The following is a 24,001-nucleotide window of genomic DNA, read 5'->3' on the forward strand; positions in this document are numbered from 1 at the left end:
CCTTTTTCACATCGCGTCGCGTCGGCGGTATATATCGCCCGCGGCGGCAGTCAAACCGGAGCCGATCACCACAAGAAGAAACATGGTGAGCCACGGGTACTCGGCGGGAGCACTGACACGCATTACCGGAGAGAGCTTCACCAACCAGGACGGCAGCTGCAGGATCCCGGCGTAGAGCATGCCCACAGAGAACGCCACCACCAGCCAGCCAATCCAGCCCTGCCGCACTGAAACTGCGATGGCCGCTATACCGCACACCACCAATAGGGCCGGAATCTGCGCCAGCCCCGCGAGAGTGAGACGCCACACTAGATCCGGGTTGTGCAGTGTGCTCGCTGCGCCGAGTCCGCCACCGAAGCCGGCGATGGTCATCAGCAGCGCGCTGCCCAGGGCGGTCATTCCGACAGCGGACAACAGCCAGTTCCAGCGTGACACGGCGCGGGCCAGTACGGCCTCGGCGATGCCCGACTGTTCGTCCTTGGCGAGCTTCAGGATCGCCGACACCACATAGGCGGTGACCGCGATGGCGAGCACCTGGTTGAAGGTGGCGAAAATGCTGTCAAGACCATGGGCCTTGAATGCGCGGGCCAGCAGGGGGTTGGTGTCGATCGAATCTCGTAGACTCTTGGCCATCGAACCGAATGCCATACCGCCCAGGAAGATTCCGAATCCCCATCCGGTGAGCAGCCCGCGCTGCAGTTGCATGTTGAGCCCGAACACGGTCTTGATCTCAGGAGCGTTGGGGTTCTCGCCACGCGAGGGGAGTACTCCCGCGTCGTATTGGCGATGTCCCTCGAGTACATGCGCGGTCAGCATCAGTGCGAGCGTGGTGCCTACCAGCAGCAGAAACGGCCACCAACGCAGATCGACGAACGGTCGCATCTGTTGGGCCCACGCCAGCGGCGAGAACCAGCTGAGCGCACTGCCCTTGTTGTCGATGATGTCGCCGAGTCCACGAACCACGACCGCCGCCGCCAGGGCCGCCATCGCGGCGCCGCTGGCGGCTCGAGCGGTGCGCCAGAGCTGTGACGTGACGGCCGCGACGCCGGCGAAAACCATGGAGGCGCCGGTGATCCCGAGGCTGATGCCGAGACTGTTGGCAAAATCGAATCCCGCCGCGGACAGCGCCACCGTCATAGCGACCGCGAGGATGGCATTCATCAGCCCCACCACGACGAGTGCCGCGTAGGTCCGCGCCTGATGGCCGATCACTGCCGACATCACCAGCTCGGCCCCGCCAGACTCCTCTTCGGCTCGGGTATGGCGGACGACCGTCAGGATGGACATGATGGCAGCAGCGGCGATCATGACGGTCATGAGTTCGTTGGCGACCATGACCCCGACATCGGTTTCGTTGATGCCAAAGTTTGGGCCGCCCATGATGATTCCCGCCGGTGTCTTCATCATCGTGACCCGCGCCATCCGGTCGGCGGCGGTGGGATACATCGACTTGAACGCCAGTGGCGTGTAGGTCATCAGCAATGTCAGCCAGCCCACCCACATGCAGATCCGGAATCGGTCGCGGCGCAGTGCCAATGCGATCAAGGTGCTGATGCCAGTCAGTGGATGTCTTGGGGTTCCGTCCGCGATCGGGCGGCGGATGGGGAGTGTGGCGAAATCGGTGGTCACCGCGGCACACCCTGGTACTCGCGCATGAACAGTTCTTCCAGGGAGGCCGGTGCCACGCTGAGATCGACGATCCCGAGGCTTGCCAGCTGTTCCATGGTGCGGTCAAGATCGCTGCGGTCGACGGTGAAGGAAGCCCGGTTGCCGCCGATGGTGAGATCACGCAACTGTGGGATCGACTTGAGCCCTGCGGGATTGGCCAAGGTGCGTACCGTGACCGATGTCCGCATGAAGTGCCGTAGCTCGGCCAGCGAGCCGGAGAGCACGGTACGTCCGGCGCGGACGATGGTCACCCGGTGGCAGAGCTTCTCCACTTCGGCCAGAATATGGCTGGACAGCAGCACCGCGCAGCCCCGGGAGGACACCTCGGCCACGCACTGCTGGAAGACGGTTTCCATCAAGGGATCCAGGCCGGACGTCGGTTCGTCGAGGATGAACAACTCGGCATCGGAGCAGAACGCGGCGATCAAGGCCACCTTCTGCCGATTGCCTTTCGAGTAGGTGCGCGCCTTCTTGGTGGGATCCAGTTCGAAGCGTTCGATGAGTTCATTGCGCCGAGGGATTGAAATATGTTCGGCGCCTCGCATTCTGGTGAGGAAGTCAATGGCTTGTCCGCCGGTGAGGTTGGGCCACAGGGTGACGTCGCCCGGGACGTAGGCGATGAGTCTGTGCAGGTCGACTGCATTGACCCAAGGATCGCCGCCGAGGAGCTGTACCGTGCCGGCGTCGGCGCGAAGCAGACCGAGGAGTATCCGGATGGTGGTGGACTTCCCGGCGCCATTCGGTCCGAGGAATCCCGCCACTTCGCCATGCGCAACGGAAAGATCGAGACCGTCGAGGGCCTTGGTTTTTCCGAAAGATTTTGTAAGTCCGCGTATTTCGACAGCCAGATTCGGGTACGTCACGTGGTGCCTCCTTGTTGCGAGTTCTCTTCCTGTGTTGCTTTGGCTTGTGCGACAAAGGCATCCAGCATGGTGGGATCGGTCATGAGACCTTCGGTGTAGACCTCGATCGCGGGGAAGATCAGTTGATCGACATACCGGCGCAAGATCGTTCGGAGGTCCTCATCCGAGTGCATCTGCACGTAGATGGCCAGAGAACCAAGACCGTTCAGTGAAATCCACAATGCGCGCCTCTTGGGATCGCGACTTGGCTTGATGGTGCCCGCACGTACTCCGTCCTCGAGGTACTGCTCGGCATCGTCGATGGAGCGCTGTAGGAAGGCGCGACCCGGTTCTCCGCCGGACTGCACGCTGTGCAGCAGGTACCTGACCATTGGTGCAAAAGACTCGACCTCGTCGAGGGCGTCGAGCCATACCTGGGGATCGTTGGAGGTGATGGTTCGTGATTTCTCCGAGCGGATGTACTCCAGCAGGTACTCGTCCACCGACTCCCGGAGCCCATCCTTGGATCCGTAGTGGTGGATGACCAGCGCGGGGCTGACTCCCGCCGCGTCGGCGATGGCCCGCACGCTCGCGCGGTATCCCTGCTCGCCCCACAGCTTGATGGCGGCATCTCGGATACGGGCGGCGGCGGTGAGGTCGTCGACTGAACGCATGTTTAGGAGACTAAACAACTGTTCAGTCGAGGGTCAAGCATCGGACCCGCCGCGGGTTCGTGTCTTTACGGGTTTTTTGCGATTCCGGCGCAAAAAGCTGCCGTCCGAACGCTTGGGGCGTGCCGGACGGCAGGGGAGGAAGCGGGGAAACTCAGTCGCGGGTGGCGGCGAGCAGGCCGTCGCCCAGTGGGATCAGTACCGCGGTAAACCGGCCGTCGTCGGCGATGATGCGTGCGGCCTCGCGTGCTCCGACCACGTCGGGGTCGTTGGCGCCCGGATCGCCCGCGCGCCCACCTGCGGATATCCCGTGGATCACGACAGCCCCACCCGGACGGAGCAGCCGGATGCCCCCAGCCAGGAAGTCGGGTTGATCGGCTGGCGCCGCGTCGATGACGAGCAAGTCATAGGACTCATCTGCCAGCCGCGGCAGGACTTCTTGGGCACGCCCGCCGATCAGCCGGGTCCGCGATGGCGCAATGGCTGCCTCGGAAAAGGCCTGCTTGGCGCTGCGTTGGTGTTCGGGCTCCAGGTCGATGGTGGTCAGCACGCCGTCCTCACGCATACCTGAGAGCAGCCACAAACCGCTGACGCCGGCGCCGGTGCCGACCTCGACCACGGCCTTCCCGCCGGAAAGGCGTGCGAAGACGCTCAGGAGTGCGCCCACTGCGGGCGTCACAGGGCCCGCGCCCAGGTCAACGGCACGTTCTCGGGCGGCGGCGACGATTTCGTCTTCGGAAATGGCGCCCTCGGCGTGGTTGACCATTGCTTCGACGGGGGATCGGTCTGCGCTGCTGGTCACGATTCGATCCTGTCGAGCGGGAACGGATCTGTCCTGCGACACGCCGAACTCCTGATGGATCGAGCGGGTTTCTTGCTCACTAATCGCTGGTGAGATCGGATCGAGACCGCTTTCTCAGGAAGAGTTAAGTTGGCTCATAAGTGACCCACACCTAGGTGGTAGAGGGTCATTGCATGTCGCGATCCATCCTGAACCAGAGCCTGAGCGCCCCGCGCCAATCTGGGAATAACACCGGTGGCATCCGAGTTGATCGGGCTGTCAGCCTCCCCATTCAGGGTGAGGTCGCAACCGAACAGGAGGAACACGCGATTTCGCTTACGCGTATCAGCGAGCCCGAGTACACAGACTTCGCCGAGGCCATCAACCCTGACGAGCTATCCGGGACCGCAGTATTCGATGCCACTGGAGACCAGGCCGCGATGCCGTCCTGGGATGAACTGGTTCGTGAGCACGCCGACCGTGTGTACCGCCTGGCCTACCGGCTTTCGGGTAACCCCCAAGATGCCGAGGACCTGACTCAGGAAACCTTCATCAGGGTGTTTCGCTCCTTGCAGAGCTACCAGCCCGGCACCTTTGAGGGCTGGCTGCACCGCATCACCACCAACCTGTTCCTGGACATGGTTCGCCGCCGCGGACGCATCCGCATGGAGGCGCTGCCCGAGGACTACGACCGTGTGCCGGCCACCGACCCAGATCCCGAGCAGATCTACCACGATGCTCAGCTGGGGGCTGACCTGCAGGCTGCGCTGGATTCGCTGGCCCCGGAATTTCGTGCCGCAGTGGTCCTGTGCGATATCGAAGGTCTGTCCTACGAGGAAATCGGCGCGACCCTCGATGTGAAGCTCGGCACCGTCCGTAGCCGCATCCACCGCGGTCGGCAGGCGATCCGTGAGTACCTGGCCGCACGCTCCTCGACGTCCGCGCTCGCGGCCGCCGAGTAGCGCGCGACACCGTCGGCGCAGGTTGGTACGCAATGAGTACATTCGCGCGCTATCTTCGAGGTAGGTCGGTACTAGTCCGCCGGCCATTCCGAGTCGAAGGGAGCGTCGCCGTGGTGGATAGCGGCTCGTTCCGGCGGGCATTCTCGAGCTTCTCTTCCTTCTCGCGGCTGCCGTCCCCGTTCGCCTCGCAGAGCCAGGCTCCGGTGGGTGCCCCGCGCCAGTTCGGATCCACCGAGCATCTGTCCACCGAGGCGATCGCGGCGTTCGTGGATGGCGAACTGCGGATGAGCGCCCACCTGCGGGCGGCGCACCACCTGTCGATGTGCGCCGAATGCGCGTTGGAGATCGACGCGCAGCGCCAAGCGCGCAGCGCTCTCCGCGATTCCGGTGGGATTCGGGTACCGGGTTCACTGCTTGGGCTGCTCAGCCAGATTCCGCACATCCCGCATGACGTCACCCCGTCGCAACCGTCAGCACACGACGGCGACTTACCGCAGGCATTGGGGGGTGACGCGGTGCGGCCAGATAGCCGCGCACGCCGTAAGCGCCGGTAGGGTGGGCCGGTGACCGCAAATCAGGACACCGCTCCCCGGTTGGCGCCGCGCCCGGTTGACCGGCCGCCCGTCGATCCGGCTTCACAGCGGGCTTTCGGCCGTCCTTCGGGGGTATCCGGTTCATTCCAGGGCGCGGACAAGTACCGAGACCAGGGGGACTACACACCGCGGGTGGGTCCGCCCGACCCGGTGCTGGCGCAGGCTTTCGGACGGCCCGATAACGCGACTACTTCTCTGCAACGCCACCCCGCCGATGCCGGCAAGCTCAACGCCGTCGACGAGGGTCCGGACGCCGCGGAGGATCCATGGCGCGACCCCACAGCCCAGGTTCAGCTGGGCAGCCCCGCAGTCAACAAGGCACCCGTGGCGGTATCCGGTGCGCCGGCTCCGAAGCTGGGCGTGCGCGATGTTCTTTTTGGCGGCCGGGTATCCATCCCCGCGCTCGCCATTCTGGCGGCCGTCGCTCTGCTGATCGGCTTGGTCGGCGGCATCATCGGGCGCAAGACGGCGGAAGTGGTCGAGGCCTTCACCACCTCGAAGGTCACCCTGACCACCGATGACAACACCCAGCCCGACGAGTCCCGCTTCACCGCGGTGGCCAATGCCGTCAAGAGCTCCGTGGTGACCATCGAGGCCAGCTCGGATGACGAGGTGGCCCAGGGCTCGGGAGTCGTGATCGACCCCAAGGGCTACATCATCACCAATAACCACGTGATCTCCGACGCCGCGAAGAACCCCGGCAAGTTCAAGATCGAAGTCATCTTCAACGACAGTAAGAAGGTGCCCGCGAATCTCGTGGGGCGCGACCCGAAGACCGACATCGCGGTATTGAAGGTCGACAATGTCGACAACCTGACCGTGGCGCGCCTGGGTGACTCCGACAAGGTCGCCGTCGGCGCCGAGGTCATCGCGTTCGGTTCGCCGCTGGGTCTGCGCAGCACCGTGACCGGCGGCATCATCAGCGCGTTGCATCGTCCGGTGCCGCTCTCGGGTGAGGGCAGTGACACCGACACCGTGATCGACGCGCTTCAGACAGACGCCGCCATCAACCACGGCAACTCCGGTGGTCCGCTCATCGACATGAAGTCTCAGGTGATCGGCATCAACACCGCCGGAAAGTCGTTGAGCGACAGCTCAAGCGGTCTTGGTTTCGCGATTCCGATCAATGAGGCTGCCGAGGTTGCGCAGACGCTGATCCGCGACGGCAAGATCGTGCACGCGACGCTGGGCATCAGTAGCCGTACGGTCAGCAATGCGACTGCCACGGGCGCTGAGGTGGCCAACGTCAAGGCCGGCAGTCCCGCGGAAAAGGGCGGCATGCTGGAGAACGACGTCGTCGTCAAGGTCGGTAACCGGACGGTGGCCGACGCCGACGAGTTCGTGGTAGCGGTGCGGCAGTTGAAGATTGGGCAGGAAGCCACCATTACGGTGCTGCGTCAGGGTCGCCCCGTCGAGCTCAAAGTTACCCCCGGTCCAGACGGCTCCTGATGTTCGGCAGTGTCGGCTGGGGAGAGCTACTGGTCCTGCTGATCGTGGGGCTCGTGGTTCTCGGCCCGGAGCGTCTGCCCGGGGCAATCCGGTGGACCACCGAGTCGCTGCGCAAGGTGCGTGACTACGCCAGCGGTGCGACGGCTACGTTGCGCGAAGAGCTGGGGCCGGAGTTCGACGATGTGCGCAAGCCGCTCGCCGAGCTGCAGAAGCTGCGCGGTATGACACCACGTGCCGTGATCACCAAACACCTTCTAGATGGTGATGATTCGATGCTCGATTCGTTGACCCGGCCACTGGATGACGTGAAGAAGGCGGTCACCGAGCCAGCACCCACACCGGTCGTCAACCCCGAGCTCACCAAGCCCGTAGTGCCCGGGCCGACACGTTACGACGCCGACGCGACATAACCACCCCGTCCGTGAGCATGCTCGCGCAGGGGGCTTTAGCTTTAGTTACGCCGGGTGGTGTCGATGTTCAAGGACATGCCCGCCAGCCCCCGGCTGCGTGTCGAGAGTTTGTCTGCCACGGCCCGAAGAGCCTGGCCCGCAGCTGAGTCGGGCTGACTGAGCACGATCGGCAGCCCGTTGTCGCCGCCCTCGCGCACGGCAGGGTCCAGCGGGATCTGGCCGAGCATCGGTACCTTGGTGCCCACCACCCGGGTCAGGCTTTCGGCGACGGTGTCGCCGCCGCCGGAGCCGAACACCTCCATGCGGGTGCCGTCGGGCAGCACCAGCCAGGACATGTTCTCGACCACACCGACGATGCGCTGACGGGTTTGGGTCGCGATCGCACCCGCGCGTTCGGCCACCTCGGCGGCGGCCTGCTGCGGCGTGGTGACCACCAGAATCTCGGCACCCGGAATGAGTTGGGCCACCGAGATCGCCACGTCACCGGTGCCCGGTGGCAGATCCAGCAGCAGCACATCCAGATCGCCCCAGAACACATCGGCCAGGAACTGCTGCAGGGCGCGATGCAGCATCGGCCCACGCCACACCACGGGGGTGTTGCCCTGGGTGAACTGGGCGATCGAGATGACCTTCACGTCATGGGCCACCGGGGGCAGGATCATCCGCTCCACCTGGGTGGGCCGGTCGGAGGTGCCCATCATGCGTGGCACCGAGTGGCCGTAGATGTCGGCGTCGAGCAGCCCGACCGAAAGTCCCTTGGCCGCCATCGCTGCCGCGAGGTTCACTGTGACACTGGACTTTCCGACACCGCCCTTGCCGGATGCCACCGCGTACACGCGGGTGAGTGAGCCGGGCTGGGCGAACGGGATGACCGGTTCGGGGTTGTCGCCGCGCAGCTGCCTGCGCAGTTCGGTGCGTTGCTCGTCGTTCATGACATCCAGCTGCACTCGTACGGTGCCCACGCCGTCGACATCGGCGGCGGCCTGGGTGACCCGCTCGGCGATCTCGGCCTTCTTCGGGCACGCGGAGGTGGTGAGGTAGATCCCGATATCAACGTTGTGGGCGTCGTCGAACGTGATGTCCTTGACCATCCCCAACTCGGTGATGGGACGGCGAAGTTCGGGGTCGATAACCCCGGCGAGTGCGCTGCGCACGGCCGTGGTGAGCTCGGATGTCACTACCCGAGTCTAGGGCGTGCCGGTTAGGGCTTTGGCGCTGCCGGTGCGTGCGCAGGTCCGGGAGCCGGGCCCAACTCCACCGGGGGTGGCGGCGGGGCGAACGGATTGAACGGCTGCGGCGCCTGGTTGGGGGCGAACGGATTGAAGGGCTCGGCCGGAGGAGGCGGCGGCGCGAACGGGTTGAATGGCTCGGCGGGCGGAGGCTGCGGTGCACAGAAGAACATGCACGGAGCCTGAGGCGCTTCGGGTGCCGACGGTGTGGCTCCGGGTAGGCCCGCGACAGTAACGCGATCCGGTGTCAACGGGTTGACGATCGGCAGCTGGGCCAGCGGATCGTTAGGGGAGAGCCCGGCGACGTCGATGGCCGAGCCGGGGCCGAGTCCGCGAGATTCACCACCGAGGTGAGCCTTGCGTTCGGGCGCCACATCGGCAGCGGTCAGCGGCGGCAGGTTGAGCGGAATCACGCCGGTGGCGTAGCCGGCGGCCCAGGCGAGCACGTTCTGCGCGTAGGCCACCGAGTTGTTGTAGCGCAGGATGGCCGACATCACTTGCGAGTGATCCCGCAAATTCAATCCACCGCTGCATAAATACCGGGCGGCGGCCAGACTCGCGTCGAAAACGTTCTGTGGGTCGGCCTTGCCGTCGCCGTCTCCGTCGGAGGCGTAGCGACTCCAGGTGCTCGGCAGAAACTGCATGGGCCCGATGGCGCGGACGTACACCTGGGAGCCCTGAGTCCGGCTCTCTTCGTGGTCGATGATGACCTCGTTGCCCGGCAGCGTGCCGTCGAGAGTGGGGCCATAGATCGGACGGATCACGCGCCCCTTCACGTCCGTAGCACCGTTGTTGGCATGGCCCGATTCGATCCGGCCGATGCCCGCCAGCAGGTTCCAGCTCACCCCGCACCCGGGCTCGGCCTTGGCCATCATGCGTTCGGCGTTCTGATAGGCGTCCAACGCGATCTTCGGGATACCAAGACCCCCGGGGGCCATCAGGATCCCGGGCGGTGGTGGCGCAATGGCGGCGCTTGGTGCGATGCGGTACTGCGTCGGCGGACGCATCACGGTCACGAGATTCAGTTGGCCCATGTCGGCCTGCGCGGTGGCCGCAGAGACCGCGGGAACCGGAACGGGGACGACGGCCTGGCCGCTCACCTGGGCACTGCTAGCCGCAACCGCGAAGCCGGCGATGGCCAGAGTGCTGAGCCCACCGACACGCAGCCAGGGCACCGAGGCGGAGGTTTCTTTGACACGTGATGCCGCGTTACGGGCGTTCTTCACCGACGTCGCAACCCAACCCGGAAGCTCCACTCGGTTCCTTCCTTCGGGCCCGTTTCGCGGGCCCCTGCCAATATGTCAGGGTGCCATCTGTCGGCACTCATTCTGACCTATGCAGTCGTGACGGGTGTGACCGATGTGAACCGGGGAAACGATACCGGCGCGATCACGGCCGGGTTGCAAAATGGGCAAACCCCAGCGAATTTTGGATCGCCGCCAATCCGGCCTGAGCGCGCCGAGTTCGGCCTGTACGTCGGTTGCAAATTGACGGGTGGCTATCTTCCGGGCCGCACTCTCCGCGTCATCTGACTGACGGTCAGTATCTAGACGTGAACGTAATGAATTGATAGCGTTGCAGCATGACCGCATCACCGGATGTCGCCGTCCACTGGGAGCTTGGCTCCGATCGGCCCCGTGAGGACTACGGATTCTTTGGGCCGGATTCGCCGACGTGGAAGGTGTGGAGCAGCCCCACCGCACTGATCGGTTTCCAGCGCTCGGTGGTGCTGGAACATTTCGAGCCCCACCTGGCCGCCGCGGTGGCGGATTCGGCGGGTATCTATCGGGATCCGCGGGGGCGGATGGACGGAACCCTCGCCTACTTCCTCATCGTCGCGACCGCCGATTCGCGTACCGCGATCGAGGCCTCCGAGCACTTGCAGAAGGTTCATGCCCGTTCCAAGGGAATCGACCCGGTGACCGGAAAGCGCTACAGCGCCAACGACCCGGCCTCGCAGCTGTGGATCCATGTGACGGGCTGGCATTCGGTGCTCAAGTGCTACGAGATGTTCGGACCCGGGCCGTTGAGTCAGGCCGACGAGAACCGTTACTGGTCCGAGTGCGTGACCGCGGCCGAGCTGCAGACCGTTAATCCGGCCGATGTACCGCGGTCGCGTGACGAGGTTCGCGAGTACTTCGCGCAGATGCGTCCCACGCTGTGCACCTCCGAGCGCGCGCAGCACGCCATGCACTACCTGCTGCGCACCCCGCGGTCGGGCAGCAATCTGCGGTTCTGGGCGGTCAGTCGGCTGATGGCTCCGGCGACCATCGCGACCCTGCCGCGTTGGATGCGGGAACTGGGCCAATTCGACCAGCCTGGAATTGTCGATGTGGCGTACCGGCCGTTGGTATCTGCAGCGATGTCCGTCGCCAGCGTTCCGGCGATCGAAGACTCCATTGCGCGATTCGCCAAGTTACCGATGACAGCGACGACCCTGCGTGACTTCCACGCAGCCAAGGCGCCGGTTCGCACGGTCACCGTCACCCCTGCCGAGGCCAAGGAGCGGTACGGGAGGCGGGCCACCGCATAGGGCGACGCCTACGCTGACTACCTGTGACGGCTCCCGCGTACCGCCCACGTCGTACCACCCTGGCTGTTCCCGGTAGCAGCCAGAAGATGATCGACAAGGCGAAAACCCTTCCGGCAGACGAGGTTTTCCTGGATCTCGAGGATGCGGTCGCATCCCCGGCCAAGATCGAGGCGCGGCAGCGCATCGCCGAGGCGCTCAACGCCCCGGGATGGTCCGGGCAGCTGCTGTCGGTGCGTGTCAATGACTGGACCACCGAATGGACCTACGCGGACGTCGTGGAGGTCGTTTCTCGGGCCGGCGGCAACATCGACAACATCCTGCTGCCCAAGGTCACCGATGCCTCGCACGTGACAGCGCTGGATCTGCTGCTGACCCAGGTCGAGCGGTCACACGGGCTGCGGGTGGGTGCCATCGGTATCCAGGCACAGATCGAGAACGCCGAAGGGCTCACCAACATCGACGCGATCGCCTCGGCGAGCCCGCGGGTGCGCTCGCTCGTCTTCGGCCCGGCCGACTTCATGGCCAGCCTCGGCATGCGCACGCTGGTGGTGGGTGAGCAGCCACCCGGTTATGACGGCGAGGCGTATCACCATGTGCTGATGACCATCCTGGTTGCCGCGCGTGCGCACGGGATCGACGCCATCGACGGCCCCTACCTGAAGGTGCGCGACGTCGATGCGTTCCGGGTCGCGGCAAGCCGCTCGGCCGCGCTGGGTTTCGACGGGAAATGGGTGCTGCACCCCGCCCAGATCGAGGCGGGCAACGAGATATTCAGCCCGCGCCAAGAGGATTACGACAGAGCCGAACTGATCCTGGATGCCTACGAGTGGCACACCTCGGTGGCCGGCGGTGCTCGCGGTGCGGTGATGCTCGGCGACGAGATGATCGATGAGGCCAGCCGCAAGATGGCGCTGGTGATCGCGGGCAAGGGGCGCGCCGCGGGTATGGCGCGGCAGGCGCCCCCTTACGAGCCGCCGACGGGTTAGTAGGACCCCGATGTGCCGCTGCTCCCAGCGGCGATGATGATGAGAACCACTATCCAGAGCACGGGGATCACCGCGCCCAGGATGATGCCCGCAATCGCGATGCCTTTGCCGTCCTGCTGTCTGGTCTTGAGTTGATTCAGCGCAATGACGCCCAGGATGACACCGACGATACCGAGGATGATTCCCAGGTAGCAGGTGACGATGGCCGCGATCGACGTGATCAGCGAGGCGATGGCCAGCCCGTTGGTGCCGGCGGTCGGCCCATACGCCCCGTACCCATACGGGTCCGCGTACCCGGGGGCCGGATATCCGGGATACCCGCCCGCGACCGGATAGCCCGCCGGTGGCGGGTAGGCGCCGGGTTGCCCGGGCTGATAGGACGGATAGCCCTGGCTGTACTGGGGGTACGCGGGCGGTGCCGTCGGATACGGCGGAGGCGCGGTGGGATACGTGGGCGGCGCGGTCGGGTAGGCAGCGCTGGGATACGTGGCGCTCGGGTAACTCGGGTACGCGGGGTAGGACTGAGGAGCCCCGGGCGTTTCCCAGGCCGGTGAGACGTTTGGCGGCGCCTGGCTCGCCGTGGACGCGGCATCGGCCGGCGGGGCGGACTTCTCCAGGGACGGGTATTCGTATCCCGACGAGGGGTCAGGGCTGGCGCCGGAGTGTTCGTTACCCGGGGTAGTCATGGCGCAAACCTAGCGTATTGCGGGGTCTGTCGGCCGTGCCGCGGGTGGGAAAGTCGCAGGTCGCGGTCAAAGGGTCACCAACTGATGTCCCTGGGCGTTAAATAAGTGCTAGCTAGAGCGCCACCGTGCGCCGCCGACTCTCCAGGAGGATCGAACTCGTGGGACAACCGCTCACCCCCGGGCAACCACCGCGCTCGACGTCACAGCGTTCCCCGTTGTCTTCGTCGTTATCTCTGCCGACACCGCCGCAGGGCTGGCCTATCGGCTCGTACCCGACATACGCCGAGGCTCAGCGCGCCGTTGACTACCTATCTGACGAGCAGTTCCCGGTCCAGAACGTCACGATCGTCGGAGTGAATCTGATGCAGGTCGAACGGGTAACCGGCAGGCTTTCCTGGCCCAAGGTGCTCGGTGGAGGCATGCTCAGCGGCGCGTGGCTGGGTTTGTTCATAGGCCTGGTGCTGGGGATGTTCAGCACAAATCTGGCCGGATCACTCGTGGTGGGACTCACCGTCGGTCTGGTGTTCGGCTTGGTCACCGCCGCGGTGCCCTACGCCATGACGAGGGGCACAAGAGATTTCGCGTCGACGATGCAGCTTGTCGCGGGGCGCTATGACGTGTTGTGCGAGCCGGCGCAGGCTGAGGCCGCGCGCGACATGTTGGCCAAACTCGCTATCTAGGCCGGGCGGTCACGCGCCGTATGGCGCTGGCCTGCGGTGTTGCCGCTGGGTGCTGAGCCGGGTGGACAGTGGGACACTCGCACCGAACATGTTGCATGTCACCTGGTTTTCGCTCTACGGTTGCCGCGCGGGACGGGAGTGCCCGCCGTGCCGGCACGCGGAGGTGCCGAGCAACGTCAACGGACCAGGAGGCGGTCGTGCTGGAGTCGTCGGCCGGATGGTTCCGACGGAAGGGTGTGGCGCTGGGCTCGACCCTGCTGACCTGCCTGACGCTGGCTTCGCTAACCGGATGTGCTCGCTCCGACGACGGGGTCGTCATCCGCTTCTACACGCCGGCCAGCGAGGCCGGGACCTTTTCGGCTGCCGCGCAGCGATGCAACAGGGAATTGGGTGGCCGGTTCACCATCCAGCAGGTCAGCCTCCCGAAGCGGGCCGATGAGCAGCGATTGCAGCTTGCGCGGCGACTGACCGGTAACGACCGCACCCTGGACCTGATGGGTATGGACGTGGTGTGGACCGCGGAGTTCGCCGAAGCGGGTTGGGCGCTACCGCTTTCCGATGACCCGGCGGGCGTGACCGAGGCCGCCGCGCAACGTGATGCCCTCGCGGGCCCGCTGGAGAGCGCCCGTTGGAAGGGCAAGCTGTACGCGGCTCCGTTGAGCACCAATACTCAGCTGCTGTGGTACCGCAAGGATCTGGTACCCGAACCTCCCGCGACGTGGGATCAGACGGTGCAGGAGGCCGAAGCCTTCGCACGGTCGGGCGGGCCTAGCTGGATTGCGTTGCAAGGCAAGCAGTATGAGGGCCTGGTGGTTCTGTTCAACACACTGCTGGCGAGTGCGGGCGGCTCTGTTCTGGCGGGCGACGGCAAGACGGTGACACTGACGGATACCCCGGAGCACCGGGAGGCCACCGTGACCGCGCTGCGGACCATGAAATCGATTGCGACGGCGGACGGTGCGGATCCCTCGATCACTCAGACCGACGAGGGCACTGCGCGTTTGGCGTTTGAGCAGGGTAAGGCGGCTTTTGAGATCAATTGGCCGTTCGTGATGGCCAGCATGATGGAGAACGCCATCAAGGGCGGAGTTCCCTTCCTGCGTCTGGATCGGCGGCCGGACCTGACGGGCGCGATTGGCGGCGCGGGCCGGTTCGAGCCGAGCGATGAGCAGTTCGCCGCCGCCTTCGAGGCGGCCAGTGCGGCGCTCGGTTTCGCCCCGTTTCCGTCTGTGGTGGCGGGACGGCCCGCCAAGGTCACCATCGGCGGACTGAACATCGCGGTCGCCAGAACGACGCGCTACAAGGCGCAGGCCTTCGAAGCGCTGAACTGCCTGCGCAGCCGGGAGAATCAGAAGGCGACAGCCATCGAGGGCGGACTGCCCGCGGTCGACTCGTCCCTGTACGACGATCCCGAGTTCCAGGCCAAATACCCCGCGTACGCCATCATTCGCGATCAACTGGCCAATGCCGCGGTGCGTCCCGCCTCGCCGTACTACCAAGCCATCTCGACCCGGGTATCCGCGGTACTGGCACCGATCACCGCGATCGATCCGGAGCACACCGCTGACCAGCTGACCGATCAGGTGCAGAAGGCCGTCGATGGACGGGGGCTGATCCCGTGACCCCCACGACAAGCTCCGAAGGCAAGAAGGCCGAACGCAGGCTCGGGCTGTTGCTCATCGCACCGGCCGCGCTGTTGATGCTGGCGGTCACCGCGTATCCGATCTGCTACGCCGTGTGGCTGAGTGTGCAGAAGTACAGCTTCGCCAGCCCGCAGGATCGCAAGTTCGTGTGGTTCGACAACTACATCACTGTGCTCAGTGACAGATATTGGTGGAGCGCCCTTGTCGTCACACTTGTGATCACCGTGATTTCTGTGCTCATCGAGCTCGCGCTCGGACTGACCCTGGCGTTGGTGATGCACAGGACCATCTTCGGTAGGGGCGTGGTGCGCACCGCCGTGCTGATCCCATACGGAATCGTCACCGTGGCAGCGTCATACAGTTGGTACTACGCGTGGACGCCGGGCACCGGCTATCTGGCGAACCTGCTCCCGTCGGGCAGCGCGCCACTGACACAACAGATTCCGTCGCTTGCGGTGGTGATCCTGGCCGAGGTGTGGAAAACCACCCCCTTCATGGCATTGCTATTGCTGGCCGGTCTGGCTTTGGTGCCCGACGATCTGCTGAAGGCTGCTCAGGTCGACGGCGCCAACGGCTGGAGCAGGCTGATTCGCGTCACCATCCCGATCATGAAGCCCGCGATTCTGGTCGCGCTGCTGTTCCGTACCTTGGACGCCTTCCGGATCTTCGACAACATCTACGTGCTCACCGGCGGCAGCAACAACACGGGATCGGTATCGATTTTGGGGTACGACAACCTGTTCAAGGCCTTCAACGTCGGGCTTGGCTCGGCCATCAGCGTCCTCATCTTCCTGTGTGTGGCCCTCATCGCCTTCATCTTCATCAAGGGTTTCGGAGCCTCGGCGCCGACCGCGGACGGCGAGGACGGACGATGAGCACGCAGGATCCGCGCCGGGCCCGCCAGTTGACCGGCTGGGTGATCGCCGATGTGCTGGTGCTCTGCTACGCCCTGGTTCCGGTGCTGTGGGTGCTGAGCCTGTCGCTCAAGCCGTCGTCGTCGGTCAAGGACGGCAAGTTCTTTCCGTGGCCGATGACGCTGGACAACTACCGGGGCATCTTCAGCGGCAACGTCTTCACCTCGGCGCTGGTCAATTCCATCGGCATCGGGCTCATCGCGACGGTGATCGCCGTGAGTGTGGGCACCATGGCGGCCTATGCGGTCGCGCGGCTGGACTTCCCCGGCAAGAAGGCGCTTATCGGAGCGGCCCTGCTGATCGCGATGTTCCCGCAGATTTCGCTGGTGACACCGATTTTCAACATCGAGCGCTCTCTCGGCCTCTTCGACACCTGGCCGGGACTGATCATCCCGTACATCACCTTCGCGCTGCCCCTGGCCATCTACACGCTCTCGGCCTTCTTCCGGGAGACCCCTTGGGAATTGGAGAAGGCCGCCAAGATGGACGGCGCCACGCCGGCACAGGCCTTCTGGAAGGTCATTGCCCCGCTGGCCACCCCGGGCATCGTCACATCCGCGATCCTGGTGTTCATTTTCGCCTGGAATGACCTGCTGCTGGCGATCTCACTGACGGCCACCGACCGGTCCATCACGGCTCCCGTGGCCATCGCGAACTTCACCGGTAGTTCGCAATTCGAGGAGCCCACCGGATCGATTGCCGCCGGCGCCATTGTCATCACGGTGCCGATCATCATCTTCGTGCTCATATTTCAACGACGGATCGTCGCCGGATTGACCTCCGGCGCAGTGAAGGGTTAGCGATGGCTGAGATAGTGCTCGACCAGGTGTCCAAGACGTATGCGGACGGTTCCGCTGCGGTACAGGACGTCAGCCTGAGCATCGCCGATGGTGAGTTCATCATCTTGGTCGGGCCATCCGGCTGCGGTAAGTCGACGACGCTGAACATGATTGCCGGACTTGAGGACATCTCCTCCGGAGAGCTCACCATCGCCGGCGAGAGGGTTAACGAGAAGGCGCCCAAGGACCGCGATATCGCGATGGTGTTCCAGTCGTACGCGTTGTATCCGCATATGACGGTGCGCCAGAACATCGCCTTTCCGCTGACCCTGACCAAGATGAGCAAGGCAGATATCAACGCCAAGGTCGACGAGGCAGCGAAAATCCTGGATTTGACCGACTATCTGGACCGCAAGCCCGCCAACCTGTCCGGTGGTCAGCGACAGCGGGTGGCGATGGGGCGAGCGATCGTGCGCAGCCCCAAGGCGTTCCTGATGGACGAGCCGCTATCCAACCTCGATGCCAAACTGCGGGTGCAGATGCGCACCGAGATCGCGCGCCTGCAGAAGCGTTTGGGCACCACTACCGTGTACGTCACGCATGACCAGACCGAGGCGATGACGCTCGGGGACCGGGTGGTGGTGCTGCGTGGCGGAAAGGTGCAGCAGGTGGGCGCACCACAGGAGCTGTACGACACACCGGCCAACTTGTTCGTCGCCGGTTTCATCGGTTCGCCGTCCATGAACTTTTTTCCGGCGACGCTCACCGATGTGGGTGTGCAGCTGCCCTTCGGTGAGGTGACGCTCGATGCCGCCGTGTACGCGGGCATCACCGCCAAAAAGCAGTCCGGTGACGTGATTGTGGGCATCCGGCCCGAGCAGTTCGAGGATGCCGCCTTGGTCGACACCTACAAGCGGATCACCGGGTTGACGCTCACGGTCAATGCCGATGTGGTCGAGTCGCTGGGCTCGGACAAGTACGTGCACTTCACCACCGAGGGCGGCGCGGCGCATTCGGACGAGCTGACCGAGCTCGCGCAGGAATCGGAAGTCACCGACAACGAGTTCGTGGCAAGGCTTTCGGCGGCGTCCACGGTAGTCGCGGGACAGCCCATCGAGCTGATCATCGATACCGGCAAGCTGGTGATATTCGATGCCGATTCGGGGGAGAACCTTTCCCTGGCGGCCGCCGGCGCGTGAACAGCGCGGGAATGAACTCGGACGAGATTGTCCGCACGGTACATGCGCATCTGGCCGGCTATTTCACCGGTCGCGGTGCGGGGGAGCCGGATTCGGCATCCGTCACCTTCCTGGGTTCCGAGCCGTATGAGCTGCTGCGCTACGGTCCCGACGACGCCGGGCTGACCCATTTCGCCTCGGTGGGGGCCTGCAGATATCCGATGTCCGACCCGGGGGAGATGCTGGCCTCCGAACAGCTTGGGCCGCGGGCCGAGGTGCTGATCAGCTTGCGCGGCAATGTTTTCCCGGGCCTGGCCCGTTCTCTTGCGGTGCTGGCGGCTTCGCCTGCGGTGGAGGGTCTGGTGCTCACCGATGATGCGCTTGTCGACCTCGGCCAGCCGCTCTGGGACGACCCGGACAGGCAGGCCTTCACCGCGGTGCTGCTGCAAGCCGGCGATGTCCCGGATCTTCCACTGCCCGAGCCACTCTCGCCGGTCCGATTTCTGGCGGCGGTACCCATCACCGCTAACGAGGCCGCCTGGGTTCGACTCAAGGGAGCCGACGCACTCCGGGATGCGTGGCTGCAGGCCGATATCGACGTGATGGATCCGTCACGCGCCCACGCCCAGCCGAGCTAACGCGCTACAGCCACCCGTTCTTGCGGAAGTTCCGATACAGCAGCGTGCACACGGCGACCATGACGAGCAGGACGGTCGGGTAGGCAGCCGGTTCGGCCAACTCGGGCATGTGCTCGAAGTTCATGCCGTAGATACCGGCGAGCATGGTCGGAAATGCGGCAATACCGACCCAGGCGCTGATCTTGCGCATATCGGTGTTCTGCTGCATGGCCACCTTGCCGAGTGCGGCGTTCACCAGGGAGGTAAGCAACTCGTCGTAGCTTCCGATCTTGTCCGCCGCGTGGGTTTGATGATCGAGCACATCACGCAGATACCGGCGTACTTCCTTGGTGATGAGGTCGTTGTGGTCTTGGGTCAGCTTGCTGAGTGCGCTCGTGAGCGGGCTGATCGCACGACGCAACTCCACGACTTCGCGCTTGAGCATGTAGATGTGTTCGATGTCGGTGCTGGATCGTGGTGAGAAGACGTTCTGTTCCATCGCGTCGATATCGGTCTCGACGAGGTCGGACACCTCCATATAGGAGTCGACCACGCGGTCCGCGATGGCATGCATGACGGCGTATGGGCCCAGCCGCATGTGATCGGGATCCGCGTCCATCTGCGCGCGTACCTTCGCCAACCCGCTGTGGTCGCCGTGGCGCACCGTCACCACGAAGTCGCCGCCGACGAAGATCATGATCTCGCCGGTCTCCACGATCTCACGGGCAGAGGAGATCGATTCGTGCTCAACATAATTAACGGTCTTGAGAATCAAGAACAGGGTGTCGTCGTACCGCTCCAGCTTGGGGCGGTTGTGTGCGTGCACGGCGTCTTCGACGGCCAGCCGGTGCAGGCCGAAAGGTTGGGCGACCGCTTCCATCTGGTGTTCGTCGGGTTCGTGCAGACCCACCCAGACGAACCCGCGATCCAGCGAGCGCACCTTTTCCAGCGCGGCGGTCGGGGTGTACTTGCCCGGCAGCCGTACCCCGTCGACATAGACGGCGCAGTCGACGATGGCCCGGGCGAGGGGAACGGGGATGCGTTTGGCATCGGTCTCGGGTTCACGACCGCGGATGGGCGAACGCAACGACGACGGGGTGACCGACGGAAATCGCGCCATGATGTGGGCTCCCTGCTCGCATACCAATTCTGCGGAACCGTGCTGCGCGATGGTAACCCGTGAACCTGTGGCACCGCCTGGGAGACTGACGTCGTGGCATTCGATATCGCGGTGTTCACCTCAGTGTTCATCACCCTCGTGGTCATCATGGACCCTCCGGGTGCGGTACCTGTTTTCTTGTCGCTGACGGGACGGCAGCCGGCCGCCGAACGGCATCGTGCGGCGTGGCAGGCGCCCGCGGTCTCGTTGACGGTCATCTCGATGTTCGCGATCGGAGGCCAGGCGATTCTGGCCTACCTGCATATCGGGGTTCCCGCGCTGCAGGGGGCGGGAGGTCTGCTGCTGCTCATCACGGGTTTGTCGTTGTTGATGGGTGGGGCCACCAGTCATGACGCCGATAGTGGGGTCAATGTGGCTCTTGTTCCGCTGGGTACCCCACTGATGGCGGGGCCGGGAGCCATCGCGGCGACAATCATCGCGGTCCGTCAGGCGCAGGGGCAGGTGGGTACCTACCTAGCCATCGGTGCGGCGATCCTGTGCGTGCATGTGGTGCTGTATTTGACCCTGAGGTTCTCGACGGTGCTGATCAGGGTGCTGCGGGAGGGTGGAATCATGCTGCTGGCGCGGGTAGCCGGTCTGTTGCTGGCCGCCATCGCGGTGCAGATGATCGCCGAGTCGGTGCGCGGATTCGTGGCGGGTGCGTAACGGGCTGCTCACAGTTCCAGAGTCGCCAGAAGTGACCTCCGCCTCGGCCAGTAGTCTCACGCTGTGACCGCATCCGACGTTGTTGTGACAGATGAAGAGATTTTCGAAGCACATATCGACGGGAAGCTGTCGGTAGAGCTCAAGTCGCCGCTGGATACCCAGCGTGCGCTGTCGATTGCTTACACCCCGGGTGTCGCGCAGGTCTCGCGGGCCATCGCCGCCGACCCCAGCCTGGCCAAGAAATACACGTGGGCGCACCGTCTGGTCGCGGTGGTCAGCGACGGTAGCGCCGTGCTCGGTCTGGGCGATATCGGTCCGTCGGCATCACTGCCCGTCATGGAGGGCAAGAGTGCGCTGTTCAAGACCTTCGCCGGCCTCAACTCCATCCCGATCGTGCTCGACACCAAGGACCCCGACGAGATCGTCGAGACGCTGATCCGTCTGCGGCCCACCTTTGGTGCGGTCAACCTGGAGGACATCTCGGCGCCGCGCTGTTTCGAGATCGAGCGGCGCGTGATCGAGGCGCTGGACTGCCCCGTCATGCACGACGACCAGCACGGCACCGCCATCGTGGTGTTGGCCGCGCTCATGGGCGCATCGCGGGTGTTGGGCCGCAATCAGCAGTCACTCAAGGTGGTCATTTCCGGCGCGGGCGCGGCCGGTGTCGCGTGCGCCAACATCCTGCTGGCAGACGGCATCACCGATGTGACGGTGCTGGACTCGAAGGGCATTGTGCACACCAGCCGCGATGACCTCAATGAGTTCAAGGCCGACCTTGCCGCGCGCACCAACCCGCGTGGTCTCACCGGGGGACAGGCCGAGGCGCTCGCGGGTGCCGATGTGTTCCTGGGTGTTTCGGCGGGCAAGGTCGATGAGTCGCTGATCGCGACCATGGCGGACGAGAGCATTGTCTTCGCGTGCTCCAATCCCGATCCCGAGATTCACCCCCACATCGCGGCCAAGTACGCCGCGATCGTGGCGACGGGACGCAGCGACTTCCCGAACCAGATCAACAACGTGCTGGCCTTCCCCGGTGTGTTCCGCGGGGCACTGGACGCCGAGGCCACCAAGATTACCGAGCGGATGAAAGTGGCTGCGGCCGAGGCGATTTTCTCGGTTGTGGAACCGGACCTGGCGCCCAACAAAATTGTGCCGAGCCCGCTGGACCCGCGCGTCGGACCGGCCGTGGCGGCCGCCGTGCAGGCTGTTGCGCACGAGGTCGATGAGCCGTCCACGCGAAGAGGATCGGGCAGCGCCTAGCCGTCGATGTTCATTTCTCGCGTATGGACGGCGGGGCTGCTGGCGGCGGCGGCCGTTCTCGTCGGCTGTTCGGAAAACCACGGTCCGGCACCGTATCTGACGGTGGTGACGACCAATGACCCGCAGTATCAGGTGCTTGCACATATCTATGCGGCGGTGGTGCGGGCAACCGGTATCGACACCAGGGTGCGCGAGAGTGCTGATCCCGTAGCAGAATTAGACACCGGGATCGCGAGCGTCGCACCCGGGTTCACCGGCAGAGTGCTGCGGCAATTCGCGTCGCAGCAGCGGCCCACCGGTGACGAGGAGGCCACGTACACGGCCATGATCGCTGCGCTGCCCGCGGGTGTCGCCGCGGCCGACTATGGGACGGCCGCGGATCGTCCGGCGCTGGCGGTCGCCGCGTCCCCGGGCGCCTCGTCCAAGCCGACGCTGGCGGCCTTCGTTCGGCATTGTGATCAGCTGCTGCGTAGCGGGCAGGTCGGTCAGGGGCCCGTTCCGGTTCCGCGTATTGGGTCCTGCGATACCGGTGCCCCCCGTCAATTCGCCGGGGCCGGTGAACTTTTCGCGGCGCTCAAACGCGGCGAGATTGCGGTGGCCTGGACCAGCACGGCCAGCCAGAACCTGCCCGTCGACGGGGTCACGGTGCTAGATGATGGGAAGAACTGGCTTCCGGCCAATAACGTCGTTCCCCTCTACCGCCGCAATGAGCTGACCGAACCACAAGTGTTGTCGCTCAACAAGGTTGCCGGTGAGCTCACGACCGGCGATCTTTCGACCATGACGCGCGAGGTATCCGGCGGGGGAGACCCGCAGCGCGTGGTGGACACGTGGCTCAACGATCATCAGATTTTGCTGCGCGGCTAGCAACCGCCCCGCGACCTGCGTAAACGTGGCAGGCAATCAGATTGTGACTTGACCCGATTATTTGACACGTGGTACCTAAATGTCACTATGGCGATCCCACTGGGCCCCAATGTTGCGGCCACAGCACCTGTACGTAGCGACGGACTGTATCCGGGTGACCAGCCCGGATTACGGCTGCCCAAGGGAGTAGAGGGCTGGGCGCGGCCCGAGCTGTCCGCTGTCGTCCGGACTTTCGACTGGATGTTCACCAAGTACCGTCTCGGTGGCGGCGGTCTGAGCGTCTATGTCGATGGCGAACCGGCGTTGGATATCTGGGCGGGCGCGGCGGCCGCCGGGCAGGGCTGGACGCGAGACACCGGCGCCCTCGTCTTCTCGGCGTCGAAGGGTATCGCCGCAACGGTCATCCACCGTCTGGTTGATCGCGGACTGATTTCTTACGACGCTCCGGTTGCACGCTATTGGCCGGAGTTCGGCGCCAACGGGAAGTCCTCGATCACGGTCCGACAGGTGCTCGATCATCGCGCCGGGCTTTCGCGCCTTGAGGGAATCGCTTACCACGCAGAGGAAGTCGTCGATCACGAGCTGATGGAGCAGCGCCTGGCCGCGGCACCGGTCGACAAGTTCTACGGAAAGCGCGCGTATCACGCACTGACCTTCGGCTGGCTGCTCGCGGGGCTGGCCCGATCGGTCACCGGGAAGGACATGCGTGAGCTGTTCCGGACCGAGATCGCCGAGCCGCTTGGGGTCGACGGAATCCACCTCGGGCGGCCGCCGCGCACCTCACCGACCAAGGCTGCCTCGATGTACCCGTTCCTGGACTCGGTGGCGAACAAGCCCGTGGTGGGCAGGGTGCTGCCGACGGTGATCCGCGCCGTTGATCGCCTTCCGGGTTTCGAGGGTGCCATCGGCACGATGTACGAGCCGGGCATGGAGCGGATTCTCGCCGACGACGGCACGCTGAACTCGGCTCTGTACGACATGCAGGCACCCGCCGCCAATGCCGTGGCCACGGCGCCCGCGCTCGCCAAGATGTACGCCGCGCTGGCGGGCGCTGGCAGCGTCGAGGGCCGCGAGTTTCTTTCGCCGGAAACTGTTGCCGGGCTTGCTCGTAAGACCAATCTGAGCATCGACCGCACCATCGTGTTCCCCATGGGGATGCACCTGGGATACATGTCGTTGCCCATGAACGGATTCCGCGGTGGTTTCGGCCATATCGGGCTGGGTGGGTCGATGGGATGGGCGGACCCGAAGCGCAAGATCGCGGTCGGCTTCGCGCACAACCGGCTGCCGTTGACCATGGCGCTCGACCAGATCTCGTTTGCGTTCTTGTGGCCCCAGATCATCAAGGCTGTCGGTTGACATCGTGACGTTCCCCTAATCGGCGAGCCCCGATTGGGTATCTGTCCTGACATCTACTCGACAGCTCTT

The 24,001-nt window shown here is 64.8% G+C and carries 24 protein-coding genes; 16 read left to right on the forward strand and 8 right to left on the reverse strand.

The genetic code is table 11. From position 1 onward, the window contains the following. Positions 1–6: 6 nt before the first annotated feature. The 4 genes from B4393_RS01725 to B4393_RS01740 form a co-directional block, all read right to left on the reverse strand. Positions 7–1,629 carry an ABC transporter permease gene (locus B4393_RS01725; RefSeq protein ID WP_078332663.1) on the reverse strand — a complete coding sequence of 541 codons (1,623 nt, stop codon included), beginning with the start codon at positions 1,627–1,629 and terminating at the stop codon, positions 7–9. Then, positions 1,626–2,531 (reverse strand): ABC transporter ATP-binding protein, encoded by a 906-nt coding sequence (locus B4393_RS01730; RefSeq protein WP_078332664.1) that lies wholly within the window; start codon positions 2,529–2,531, stop codon positions 1,626–1,628. The genes B4393_RS01725 and B4393_RS01730 overlap by 4 nt, the downstream gene beginning before the upstream one ends. Beyond that, complete coding sequence (locus B4393_RS01735; RefSeq protein WP_078332665.1) at positions 2,528–3,184, reverse strand: TetR/AcrR family transcriptional regulator; 657 nt, start codon at positions 3,182–3,184, stop codon at positions 2,528–2,530. Before B4393_RS01735 ends, B4393_RS01730 begins: the two co-directional genes overlap by 4 nt. A 151-nt stretch (positions 3,185–3,335) precedes the next feature. Continuing rightward, positions 3,336–3,983 carry an O-methyltransferase gene (locus tag B4393_RS01740; RefSeq protein ID WP_078332666.1) on the reverse strand — a complete coding sequence of 216 codons (648 nt, stop codon included), beginning with the start codon at positions 3,981–3,983 and terminating at the stop codon, positions 3,336–3,338. A 173-nt stretch (positions 3,984–4,156) separates the two neighbouring features. Between B4393_RS01740 and sigE the strand changes: the two genes are divergently transcribed. From sigE to tatB, 4 genes are all read left to right on the forward strand, one after another. Continuing rightward, positions 4,157–4,924 carry an RNA polymerase sigma factor SigE gene (sigE, locus tag B4393_RS01745; protein WP_078332667.1) on the forward strand — a complete coding sequence of 256 codons (768 nt, stop codon included), beginning with the start codon at positions 4,157–4,159 and terminating at the stop codon, positions 4,922–4,924. 110 nt (positions 4,925–5,034) lie between these two features. Beyond that, positions 5,035–5,478 (forward strand): anti-sigma E factor RseA, encoded by a 444-nt coding sequence (gene rseA, locus B4393_RS01750; RefSeq protein ID WP_109420541.1) that lies wholly within the window; start codon positions 5,035–5,037, stop codon positions 5,476–5,478. A 9-nt stretch (positions 5,479–5,487) separates the two neighbouring features. Further along, positions 5,488–6,966: a serine protease HtrA gene (gene htrA / locus B4393_RS01755; RefSeq protein ID WP_078332668.1), complete on the forward strand. Its 1,479-nt coding sequence runs from the start codon at positions 5,488–5,490 to the stop codon at positions 6,964–6,966. Beyond that, a complete protein-coding gene (gene tatB, locus B4393_RS01760; RefSeq protein WP_078332669.1) occupies positions 6,966–7,376 on the forward strand; it encodes a Sec-independent protein translocase protein TatB in 411 nt (136 codons plus the stop codon). The genes htrA and tatB overlap by 1 nt, the downstream gene beginning before the upstream one ends. Positions 7,377–7,417: 41 nt before the next feature. Here tatB and B4393_RS01765 read toward each other — a convergent pair whose 3' ends face one another. Together B4393_RS01765 and B4393_RS01770 are read right to left on the reverse strand one after the other, a co-directional pair. Then, complete coding sequence (locus tag B4393_RS01765; RefSeq protein WP_109558341.1) at positions 7,418–8,554, reverse strand: Mrp/NBP35 family ATP-binding protein; 1,137 nt, start codon at positions 8,552–8,554, stop codon at positions 7,418–7,420. A 23-nt stretch (positions 8,555–8,577) separates the two neighbouring features. Next, positions 8,578–9,861: a lytic transglycosylase domain-containing protein gene (locus B4393_RS01770; protein ID WP_078332670.1), complete on the reverse strand. Its 1,284-nt coding sequence runs from the start codon at positions 9,859–9,861 to the stop codon at positions 8,578–8,580. A gap of 326 nt (positions 9,862–10,187) precedes the next feature. Here B4393_RS01770 and B4393_RS01780 point away from each other — a divergent pair, with 326 nt between their 5' ends. Both B4393_RS01780 and B4393_RS01785 read left to right on the forward strand, forming a co-directional pair. Then, positions 10,188–11,138: an oxygenase MpaB family protein gene (locus B4393_RS01780; RefSeq protein WP_070935947.1), complete on the forward strand. Its 951-nt coding sequence runs from the start codon at positions 10,188–10,190 to the stop codon at positions 11,136–11,138. A gap of 23 nt (positions 11,139–11,161) precedes the next feature. Further along, the gene (locus B4393_RS01785) at positions 11,162–12,124 is read left to right on the forward strand and encodes an HpcH/HpaI aldolase/citrate lyase family protein (RefSeq protein WP_078332672.1); all 963 of its coding nucleotides are present in this window, start codon (positions 11,162–11,164) and stop codon (positions 12,122–12,124) included. On the opposite strand, the gene B4393_RS01790 is transcribed toward B4393_RS01785, so the two are convergent. After that, positions 12,121–12,810, reverse strand: a complete 690-nt coding sequence (locus tag B4393_RS01790; RefSeq protein ID WP_078332673.1) for a DUF4190 domain-containing protein — start codon at positions 12,808–12,810, stop codon at positions 12,121–12,123. The genes B4393_RS01785 and B4393_RS01790 overlap by 4 nt on opposite strands. Before the next feature lie 158 nt (positions 12,811–12,968). Here B4393_RS01790 and B4393_RS01795 point away from each other — a divergent pair, with 158 nt between their 5' ends. The 6 genes from B4393_RS01795 to B4393_RS01820 all read left to right on the forward strand — a co-directional run bounded on the left by B4393_RS01795 (position 12,969) and on the right by B4393_RS01820 (position 18,642). Further along, complete coding sequence (locus tag B4393_RS01795; protein WP_078332674.1) at positions 12,969–13,490, forward strand: YflT domain-containing protein; 522 nt, start codon at positions 12,969–12,971, stop codon at positions 13,488–13,490. 197 nt (positions 13,491–13,687) lie between these two features. After that, the gene (locus tag B4393_RS01800; protein ID WP_078332675.1) at positions 13,688–15,112 is read left to right on the forward strand and encodes an ABC transporter substrate-binding protein; all 1,425 of its coding nucleotides are present in this window, start codon (positions 13,688–13,690) and stop codon (positions 15,110–15,112) included. Continuing rightward, positions 15,109–16,008, forward strand: coding sequence for a carbohydrate ABC transporter permease (locus B4393_RS01805; RefSeq protein ID WP_078332676.1), 900 nt, complete (start codon positions 15,109–15,111; stop codon positions 16,006–16,008). Before B4393_RS01800 ends, B4393_RS01805 begins: the two co-directional genes overlap by 4 nt. After that, positions 16,005–16,847, forward strand: coding sequence for a carbohydrate ABC transporter permease (locus tag B4393_RS01810; protein ID WP_078332677.1), 843 nt, complete (start codon positions 16,005–16,007; stop codon positions 16,845–16,847). The genes B4393_RS01805 and B4393_RS01810 overlap by 4 nt, the downstream gene beginning before the upstream one ends. Positions 16,848–16,849: 2 nt before the next feature. After that, the gene (locus tag B4393_RS01815) at positions 16,850–18,025 is read left to right on the forward strand and encodes an ABC transporter ATP-binding protein (RefSeq protein WP_078332678.1); all 1,176 of its coding nucleotides are present in this window, start codon (positions 16,850–16,852) and stop codon (positions 18,023–18,025) included. Positions 18,026–18,036: 11 nt separating this feature from the next. Further along, positions 18,037–18,642 carry a suppressor of fused domain protein gene (locus tag B4393_RS01820; protein WP_078332988.1) on the forward strand — a complete coding sequence of 202 codons (606 nt, stop codon included), beginning with the start codon at positions 18,037–18,039 and terminating at the stop codon, positions 18,640–18,642. Between the two features lie 4 nt (positions 18,643–18,646). Here the strand turns inward: B4393_RS01820 and corA are convergent, their stop codons facing one another. Continuing rightward, positions 18,647–19,741 (reverse strand): magnesium/cobalt transporter CorA, encoded by a 1,095-nt coding sequence (gene corA, locus B4393_RS01825; protein ID WP_078332679.1) that lies wholly within the window; start codon positions 19,739–19,741, stop codon positions 18,647–18,649. Between the two features lie 93 nt (positions 19,742–19,834). Here corA and B4393_RS01830 point away from each other — a divergent pair, with 93 nt between their 5' ends. The 4 genes from B4393_RS01830 (at position 19,835) to B4393_RS01845 (ending at position 23,932) form a co-directional block, all read left to right on the forward strand. Further along, positions 19,835–20,446 carry a MarC family protein gene (locus B4393_RS01830; protein ID WP_070935932.1) on the forward strand — a complete coding sequence of 204 codons (612 nt, stop codon included), beginning with the start codon at positions 19,835–19,837 and terminating at the stop codon, positions 20,444–20,446. Positions 20,447–20,509: 63 nt separating this feature from the next. Next, entirely contained in the window at positions 20,510–21,706 is a 1,197-nt protein-coding gene (locus B4393_RS01835) for an NAD(P)-dependent malic enzyme (RefSeq protein ID WP_070935929.1), read from the forward strand. A 6-nt stretch (positions 21,707–21,712) separates the two neighbouring features. Continuing rightward, a complete protein-coding gene (locus B4393_RS01840; RefSeq protein WP_078332680.1) occupies positions 21,713–22,573 on the forward strand; it encodes a glycine betaine ABC transporter substrate-binding protein in 861 nt (286 codons plus the stop codon). Between the two features lie 87 nt (positions 22,574–22,660). Further along, positions 22,661–23,932, forward strand: coding sequence for a serine hydrolase domain-containing protein (locus tag B4393_RS01845; RefSeq protein ID WP_078332681.1), 1,272 nt, complete (start codon positions 22,661–22,663; stop codon positions 23,930–23,932). Positions 23,933–24,001: the final 69 nt, after the last annotated feature.

Origin of the sequence: Mycobacteroides franklinii (assembly GCF_002013895.1) — a bacterium.
Lineage (GTDB): Bacteria > Actinomycetota > Actinomycetes > Mycobacteriales > Mycobacteriaceae > Mycobacterium > Mycobacterium franklinii.